Below are 7,274 nucleotides of genomic sequence, written 5' to 3'. Positions count from 1 at the left end.
CCTCGACATACACCACGGCATCATTGACCGGCTTGCCGGCGCCATCCTGTACCTGCACATCGAGAACGGCCGCATGGATCGAGCCTGCGGCCAGCATCAAGACAAAATGGCGGGAACGCACAATCATGATGGACACTCACTTGGGTGGATCGACGACATCGCGTTTCATCGGCGCCAGCCGGGCCAGCAGGGCATTCTTGTCGGCCTGGGCCACACCGCGTTGATCGAGAATCGCACGCAGGTGCTGCACCATGCCGAAAAACTCTGCTTCGCTGATGCCGAGGCCGCCATGCACCTGACGCATGGTGTCGCCTTGGTAGCGACACGGGCCATCGCTGATTTCGCACAGCTGGCTGGCTAATTGACGCTTGACCCTGGCAAGGTCCACCCGGTCGAAGCTGCGATTGGTGGCGGGGTCGGACGCACTGCGCTCGATCAGTGCATCACTGATTTGCGCCAAGCCCGGCTCGCCGCCCAGTCGCTCGAACAGGGTGGCCGCCACAGCCGGCAGCGGCAACAACAATGCAGCAAGAACACAGGCTGTAGGCAGCGGTTTCATGGCAATGGGTGAATAAGTTGCGTGAATGGTTCAGATCGGCGCGGTATCGGCAGAGTTGCCGATCCGGCCCGCTACCCACTATAGACTGAGTCATCCAACTATGGGTTAGACAGCATGCTGTGCCGCCATGCCATCCTGCATATCGCCCTGATCACTGCTGCTGCGGGCCCGCTGACCGCCCAGGCTGGCGCGCGCCCGCCCGGCACTGGCGGTGTAAGCCAGGTAGAAGGCGCGGGAGGCGGTGGCCTGGTGCCATGGGCCCTGATTGCCGGATCCGGCACGCGCGAGCAAGTGGGCGCAACCGGTTTTGCCACCTGGCTCGATACCGGCAATTTCCGCCTGAATGCGGCAGGCGCAGCCCTTGCCTGGCAAGACCGTGTGGAACTCTCGTTTGCCAGGCAGCGCTTTGACCTCGGCGATACCGTGCCGGGCCAGACCATCGCGCTCGATACCCTGGGCTTGAAATGGCGCATTTACGGCGACGCGATAGCCGACCAGGATAGCCCGTGGCCGCAGCTGGCAATCGGCGCCATGTACAAGCGCAATCGCGACTTCGACCGGGTGCCGGCAGCGCTCGGCGCCCGCCACGCCAGCGCGCTGGAGCCCTATGTCGCCGCCAGCAAGGTATGGATAGATGGCCTGGCCGGTTACACCACCGTGCTGAACGGCACCGTGCGCGCCAGCCGCGCCAACCAGTTCGGCATTCTCGGTTTTGGCGGCGACCGCAACGATCGCCTGCGCCTGTATGGCGAAGCCAGTGCCGCACTGTTTTTGACGGATAGGCTAGTGGCCGGCCTGGAATGGCGGCAAAAGCCCGACAATCTCAAGGCGTCGCGGGAACAGGCAGCATTCGATGGCTTTGTCGCCTGGCTGCCTCGCCAGCATGTGGCGGTGACGCTGGCCTATGTGCAGCTGGGCAATATCGCCGACAAGGCCAAGCAGGGCGGGCCGTATGTATCGATCATGCTGGATTGGTAGTTGATGCCTGCATCAGGCCCGCGTGCCTGCGCCGCAAGGTCCGATCCGGCGGGCTCGGTCAGCCATCCTTACCCTCGACCGCCGCCTTCTCCCGTGCGATCTTGCACACCTGGTCGAAGAAATCCTGCATATACGTCTGTTTAGCGACGGCATCGAATTCCCACTGGTAGCCCGGCACATCGCTGCGCTTTACCCGTTCGCCCTCATGGTCTTGCCGCTCGATGGCGATGCTGGCCATGCTGCCTTTGGCGCAGTCGAGCGCAAAGCGGGTGAACTCGTTGCGGTATTCGCGGCCCTTGGGCGGCTCCTGGTCCTTGGCGAATTTGCGCCATACCCACACGTAAACGTATTCGGGCGGGCCGAAGCGATCCTTGTGGCCGATGGACGCCCACGATACCTTGGTCTCGAATTCCGGCGTCTGGCCATACAGGCGCCAGTCGGCGTCTTTTTCCTCCGGCACCGGCTCCGGCCTTTGCGCACCCTTGGCGTTCATATAGCTGCTGCCATCACGCCCGCAGGCCGCAAGCGTCAGGGCGAGCGTCATCATGATCAGGGCAGCAGCTTTCATCGGTAAGTCCCGGTAAATAAAGGAATACCACCACCTGCCTGCACGCCGGTCGCCAACTGGCTGGCTTGCATGGCAAGCCAGCCGGCCAAATTGCCTTAGCGACACATCGGGAAACCGAGCGCCTCGCGTGCATCGAAATAAGCCTGCGCCACGCCGCGCGACAGATTGCGGATGCGTCCAATATAGGCGGCGCGTTCGGTTACCGAAATGGCGCCGCGCGCATCCAGCAGATTGAAGGTGTGGCCAGCCTTGAGGATGGTCTCGTAGCCGGGCAAGGCAAGGCCCGCTTCCAGCAGGCGCTTCGCCTCGGATTCATGGTCGTTGAACTGCTTGAACAGCAATTCCACATTGGAATGCTCGAAGGCGTATTTCGACTGCTCGACTTCGTTCTGATAGAACACATTGCCATAGCTGACCGGCGTGCCATCGGGCAGATGGGTCCACACCAGGTCGTAGACGTTCTCGCAGTTCTGCAGATACATGGCCAGGCGTTCCAGACCATAGGTGATCTCACCCAGCACCGGCTTGCAGTCGAGGCCGCCCACCTGCTGGAAATAGGTGAACTGCGTCACTTCCATGCCGTTGAGCCACACTTCCCAGCCCAGGCCCCAGGCGCCCAGCGTCGGGTTTTCCCAGTCGTCTTCCACAAAGCGGATGTCATGGATGGTCGGGTCCAGCCCCAGCGCCTTCAAGGAGCCCAGGTACAGGTCCTGGATATTGTCCGGGCTGGGCTTGAGCACCACCTGGAACTGGTGATGCTGGAACAGACGGTTCGGATTCTCGCCATAGCGGCCATCCTTGGGGCGGCGGCTCGGTTGCACATAGGCGGCATTCCAGGGCTCCGGCCCGATGGCGCGCAGGAAGGTGGCGGTGTGGCTGGTGCCAGCGCCGACTTCGGTGTCGTAAGGCTGGAGCAGCACGCAACCATAGTCGCCCCAGTATTTCTGCAAGGTCAGGATGATGTTCTGGAACGTCAGCATCGTAAAAGCTCGGCAAAAATCGGTAGGAAGCGGGGGATTCTACTTGAAGTTGGGCCGTTTCCACTGCCTTGCACTTACCGGGCTGTGCCGGCGCGCGCCGACGGTCAGTCGCGGCCATTGACAGCGCTACGCCGCTCCACCAACACCACATCGCGCCATCTGCCGGCAAGGCGCCCCATCCGCTCGCGCACGCCTACCTCGCGAAAGCCGCAACGACGATGCAAGGCACGACTGGCGGCATTTTCGACAAAGATGCCGGCCTGCAAGGTCCACAGCCCCGCCTGCTCTGCATCGGCCACCAGCTGCGCCAGCAGCATGCTGCCCACCCCCAGGCCACGGGCGGCGTCACCGACATAGACACTGACTTCGGCCACGCCGCGATACACCGGCCGGCTTGAGATTGCCGCCAGCACGGCCCAACCCAGCATCTGGCCATCGCGCTCGGCCACCAGCCGGCAAGCCTGCAGGTGGTTGGTGTCCCACGATTCCCAGCTGGGCGCCTCGGTCTGAAAGGTGGCATTGCCGGTGGCAATGCCTTCCAGATAGATGCGGCGCACCTCGGGCCAATCGCCGGCATGCATGGCACGTAGCAATATGCTGCTCATGGTGTTCTTTCCCCTTTGTTGTGGCACGGGTTTGCCGCAGCAGGCTGCAAGGCCTGCAATAGCACCAGCAGCGATGCGTGCAGGTCGGCCTGCTGCTGATCATCGAGGGCCGACAACAGCGAACCCGCATGTTGATTCAGCCGCAAGTTCAAGGCGCTTGCCCGTGCGCGACCGGCTTCGCTCAGCAGCAGCCAGGCACTGCGGCGATCGTCCTGATGCTGGCGCTTATCGATGGCGCCATCGGCCACCAGCGCCTCAACAGCACGGCTGATCCAACCTTTATCGAGCCCCAGGCGTTCCACCAAGTCCTGCTGAGTCAGCGGCTCGGAACGCAGTAACTCGGAGAGGATGTGGCACTGCACGGTCGAGCGACCATCGTGGCAGGCGGCGCTGCTGCGCTGCGACTGCACATAGAGGCGCACCATGTCGCGTAGCAGTTCGGCGGTAGGCGGTGTAGGTTTCATGTGAATATCGTTGTCATTAACAACCAAATATCGGGCATTCGTGTCTGGCTGTCAAGCAGGCAAAACCTTCTGACATTTCAACTTTTATCAAAATGATTTGACGAATATCCATAATTCGACAATCATCGAATTATGGAAAACAAAACCGCCACCACCCTGCTCGCTGCACTCGCCCAGGAATCCCGACTGGCCATCTTCCGTTTGCTGGTCACCCAAGGCCAAGACGGCTTGCCCGCCGGCAAGATCGCCGAGCAACTGGGCATCGCACCGGCCACCTTGTCCTTTCATTTGAAGGAACTCAGCCATGCCGGCCTGGTGAATTCGCGGCAGGAAAGCCGCTTCGTGTTCTATTCGGTCGACTTTGCCGCGATCAGCAGCCTGATCGCCTTTCTGACCGAAAACTGCTGCGCCGCAGCGCCGTGCGATGCCAGCACGGATGACTGTGGTATTCGCTGTAGCCCACCAGGAAAGGAAGCAACATGAAACGCCTGCATGTACATGTATCGGTCGCGGATCTGGAAGCGAGCATCCGCTTTTACAACGGCCTGTTCGCCAGCGAGCCCACCGTGCAAAAGAGTGACTACGCGAAATGGATGCTGGACGACCCGCGCGTCAATTTCGCCATTTCGACCCGAACGGCACAAACCGGCCTCAACCATCTGGGGATTCAGGTCGACAGTGCCGAAGAACTGGTCGAAATCGAGCAACGCGCGCTCCAGTCCGGCCTGCTCGCCCGGGCTGAACCCGGCGCTGCCTGCTGCTACGCGCAGTCGGACAAGCAATGGATTACCGACCCGCAAGGCATTGTCTGGGAGGCATTCCACACTGTCGGCGAGATTCCCTACTACGGCGGACAACGCAAGGATGCCTGCTGCGCACCGACTCGCCCGGTAAGCGCACCTCAGCGCTGCGGCACCCCGCAAAACTGAGCCTCATCGGCTTCAGATCGGGCGTGCACGGTGGATGGCCCAGCAACTCGCCATCCACCATGCCGATCGCGTTGCCCAGCGCGCCATCCTGAGCCGCTTCAACAAACCTATCTATCGCGGGCGGGCTCTGTGCAGCCACTACTCCACCCCTTAGCCGCGCCTCCGGCACCATCGCGCCTTGTGCACTGAAAACACAGCAACAGCACGGCGAAAAGTTGCCGCTGCGCCAGACTTGCCGCAGGATGGCGCCCGGCTAGTGCCTATTGCCATCTTGCAGCGCCCCGCCTCAGTACTGGGCCTGCGGCAAACATCGGCACGGAGCCGCTTCGCCATAACAATAAGCCGGGTTTGCCTATCAGTGCTGCACCTCTACCAATCCAACCGCCTCGAAACCCTCGCCGAGCTGCTGGCGGCAGTGCTTGGCCAGCCACAAGATGACCCGCTGGCGGCCGAAACGGTGATCGTGCAAGCCAAGGGCCTGGGCCGCTGGCTGACGCTGGATCTGGCGCGGCGTTTCGGCGTGTGCGCCAATGTGCAGTTTCCGCTGCCGGCGTCCTTTTTGTGGCAATTGATCGAACGGGTGCTGGGCCCGCAGCAGCGCCAGGGCGGCTTCAGCCCGGATGCGCTGACCTGGCGGCTCGATGCCCTGCTGATGAGCGAGGCGCCCGAAGCCTTGCAGGGTTATCTGAGCGACGGTGACCCGCGCAAGCGCTGGCGGCTGGCCGGCCGGCTGGCCGATGTGCTGGACCACTATCTGGTGTACCGGCCGGACTGGCTGGATCGCTGGGAGCATGGCGTACGTGTTGGCCTCGGGCCGGACGAGGACTGGCAGGCGCAGCTATGGCAGCGGCTGGCCAGCGAAAAGGACAGCCCGCACCGCGCCGATCTGCTCAAGCGGCTGATTGCCCGGCTGCGCGATGCGGCACCGCTCGATCTGCCCGAGCGGATCACCGTGTTCGGCGTATCCAGCCTGCCGCCTGCGGTGGTGGAAGTCTTGGCGGCGCTGGGTGAGCGTATCGATGTCTGCCTGTTCATCCTCAACCCCTGCCGCGAAAGCTGGGGCGATCTCAGTCGCAGCGCGGTGCGCCAGGATGCGGCGCCCGGTGCCGGCGAGCGGCTGCTGGCAGCCTGGGGCCAGCAAGGGCGGGCCTTTTTCGATGCGCTGATCGAGCGCCTACCCGAGGCGCATCTGCTGTTTGACGAGAGCGAGCAGCCCGAGCGCGACCATCTGCTGGCTTGCTTGCAACACGACATCCTGTCGCTGCAGCGGCCGATCGGAAAACGGGTGCTGGCGCCCGAGGATGCCAGCCTGCAGGTCCATGCCTGCCATGGCATGTCACGCCAGGCCGAAGCGCTCAAGGATGCGCTGCTGGCGCGCTTTGCCGCCGATGCCAGCCTGCAGCCATCGGACGTGGTGGTGCTTTGCCCCGATGTGGAAGCCTGGGCGCCGCATATCGATGCCGCATTCGGCCAACGCGGCAGCGGCGCCATGCAAGACAACTTTCCGGTCGCCACCGCAACGGGCGACTGGCAGATCGGGCCGCTGCAAGGCGGTACACATGAGGCCGAGCCGTTTATTCCCTATGCCATTGCCGATCGCGGCGCCCTCGGCGAATCACCGCTGCTGGCCGCCTTTATCAGCCTGCTGCGCTGGCCGGAGCAGGACTGGGGCGCCGAAACCGTCGCCAATCTGCTCGATGTGCCGGCGCTGGCGCGGCGCTTTGGATTTGGCGCCGACGATGTCCCGCTGCTGCGCGACTGGGTTGCCCGCGCCGGCATCCGCCGCGGCCTGGATGGCGATGACTTTGCCTGGCAGGCGGGCCTCGAGCGCCTGCTGCTCGGCGTGGTGATGCCGCCAGCTGGCGCGACGACTGAGCTGCCGCTGTTTGCCGAACGGGTGCCGCTGGCCGATCTGCATCTCTCATTTGCCGAACGGGTGGTCGGCCTGCGCCGCCTGGTGCATAGCCTGAGTCGGCTGGCCGCCAGTCTCACCAAGGCGCGGCCGCTGCTGCAATGGCGCAGCGAGCTGGAAAGCTGGATTGCGACCTTTTTCGAGCCCGATACCGACGATGCCGCCGCCATCGAGCAGTTGCAGGCCGCGCTCACCGCCCTGGCCGATCTGGCCCAGACCGCCCGGCTCACCGCCCCGGCCGAGCGCGCCGCCGTGGCCGCCTGGCTGGAAAGCCGCCTG

General features: G+C 63.5%; 9 protein-coding genes. 4 read left to right on the top strand and 5 right to left on the bottom strand.

Going from position 1 to position 7,274, the window contains the following annotated elements:
- Positions 1-136 precede the first annotated feature (136 nt).
- A complete protein-coding gene (locus ACE3OH_RS17035) occupies positions 137-517 on the bottom strand; it encodes a group 1 truncated hemoglobin (protein WP_374355759.1) in 381 nt (126 codons plus the stop codon).
- A gap of 156 nt (positions 518-673) precedes the next feature.
- Between ACE3OH_RS17035 and ACE3OH_RS17030 the strand changes: the two genes are divergently transcribed.
- A complete protein-coding gene (locus ACE3OH_RS17030; protein WP_374355756.1) occupies positions 674-1,537 on the top strand; it encodes a DUF3034 family protein in 864 nt (287 codons plus the stop codon).
- A 58-nt stretch (positions 1,538-1,595) separates the two neighbouring features.
- On the opposite strand, the gene ACE3OH_RS17025 is transcribed toward ACE3OH_RS17030, so the two are convergent.
- The 4 genes from ACE3OH_RS17025 to ACE3OH_RS17010 form a co-directional block, all read right to left on the bottom strand.
- Positions 1,596-2,105 carry a lipoprotein gene (locus ACE3OH_RS17025; protein ID WP_374355753.1) on the bottom strand — a complete coding sequence of 170 codons (510 nt, stop codon included), beginning with the start codon at positions 2,103-2,105 and terminating at the stop codon, positions 1,596-1,598.
- Positions 2,106-2,200: 95 nt separating this feature from the next.
- The gene (gene glyQ / locus ACE3OH_RS17020; RefSeq protein ID WP_374355749.1) at positions 2,201-3,085 is read right to left on the bottom strand and encodes a glycine--tRNA ligase subunit alpha; all 885 of its coding nucleotides are present in this window, start codon (positions 3,083-3,085) and stop codon (positions 2,201-2,203) included.
- Positions 3,086-3,189: 104 nt separating this feature from the next.
- Positions 3,190-3,690, bottom strand: coding sequence for an N-acetyltransferase family protein (locus ACE3OH_RS17015; protein ID WP_374355746.1), 501 nt, complete (start codon positions 3,688-3,690; stop codon positions 3,190-3,192).
- Positions 3,687-4,154: a MarR family winged helix-turn-helix transcriptional regulator gene (locus ACE3OH_RS17010; RefSeq protein ID WP_374355741.1), complete on the bottom strand. Its 468-nt coding sequence runs from the start codon at positions 4,152-4,154 to the stop codon at positions 3,687-3,689. Before ACE3OH_RS17010 ends, ACE3OH_RS17015 begins: the two co-directional genes overlap by 4 nt.
- A 132-nt stretch (positions 4,155-4,286) precedes the next feature.
- On the opposite strand from ACE3OH_RS17010, the gene ACE3OH_RS17005 reads away from it, so the two are divergent.
- The 3 genes from ACE3OH_RS17005 to ACE3OH_RS16995 form a co-directional block, all read left to right on the top strand.
- The gene (locus ACE3OH_RS17005) at positions 4,287-4,637 is read left to right on the top strand and encodes an ArsR/SmtB family transcription factor (protein WP_374355738.1); all 351 of its coding nucleotides are present in this window, start codon (positions 4,287-4,289) and stop codon (positions 4,635-4,637) included.
- Positions 4,634-5,083 carry an ArsI/CadI family heavy metal resistance metalloenzyme gene (locus tag ACE3OH_RS17000; protein WP_374355735.1) on the top strand — a complete coding sequence of 150 codons (450 nt, stop codon included), beginning with the start codon at positions 4,634-4,636 and terminating at the stop codon, positions 5,081-5,083. Before ACE3OH_RS17005 ends, ACE3OH_RS17000 begins: the two co-directional genes overlap by 4 nt.
- Positions 5,084-5,441: 358 nt before the next feature.
- Positions 5,442-7,274, top strand: a 1,833-nt coding sequence (locus tag ACE3OH_RS16995; RefSeq protein WP_374355732.1) for an exodeoxyribonuclease V subunit gamma, incomplete at its 3' end; no start/stop codon positions are given.

Origin of the sequence: Chitinimonas sp. (assembly GCF_041904975.1) — a bacterium.
Classification (GTDB): Bacteria; Pseudomonadota; Gammaproteobacteria; order Burkholderiales; family Chitinimonadaceae; genus Chitinimonas.
This window is presented reverse-complemented; position numbering and strand designations above follow the sequence as displayed.

What these genes read in the sequence shown, in the direction of transcription:
- ACE3OH_RS17030 (WP_374355756.1), top strand. Translation starts at nt 674, where the DNA reads ATGCTGTGCCGCCATGCCATCCTGCATATCGCCCTGATCACTGCTGCT.
- ACE3OH_RS17025 (WP_374355753.1), bottom strand. Translation starts at nt 2,105, where the DNA reads ATGAAAGCTGCTGCCCTGATCATGATGACGCTCGCCCTGACGCTTGCG.
- glyQ (WP_374355749.1), bottom strand. Translation starts at nt 3,085, where the DNA reads ATGCTGACGTTCCAGAACATCATCCTGACCTTGCAGAAATACTGGGGC.
- ACE3OH_RS17015 (WP_374355746.1), bottom strand. Translation starts at nt 3,690, where the DNA reads ATGAGCAGCATATTGCTACGTGCCATGCATGCCGGCGATTGGCCCGAG.
- ACE3OH_RS17010 (WP_374355741.1), bottom strand. Translation starts at nt 4,154, where the DNA reads ATGAAACCTACACCGCCTACCGCCGAACTGCTACGCGACATGGTGCGC.
- ACE3OH_RS17005 (WP_374355738.1), top strand. Translation starts at nt 4,287, where the DNA reads ATGGAAAACAAAACCGCCACCACCCTGCTCGCTGCACTCGCCCAGGAA.
- ACE3OH_RS17000 (WP_374355735.1), top strand. Translation starts at nt 4,634, where the DNA reads ATGAAACGCCTGCATGTACATGTATCGGTCGCGGATCTGGAAGCGAGC.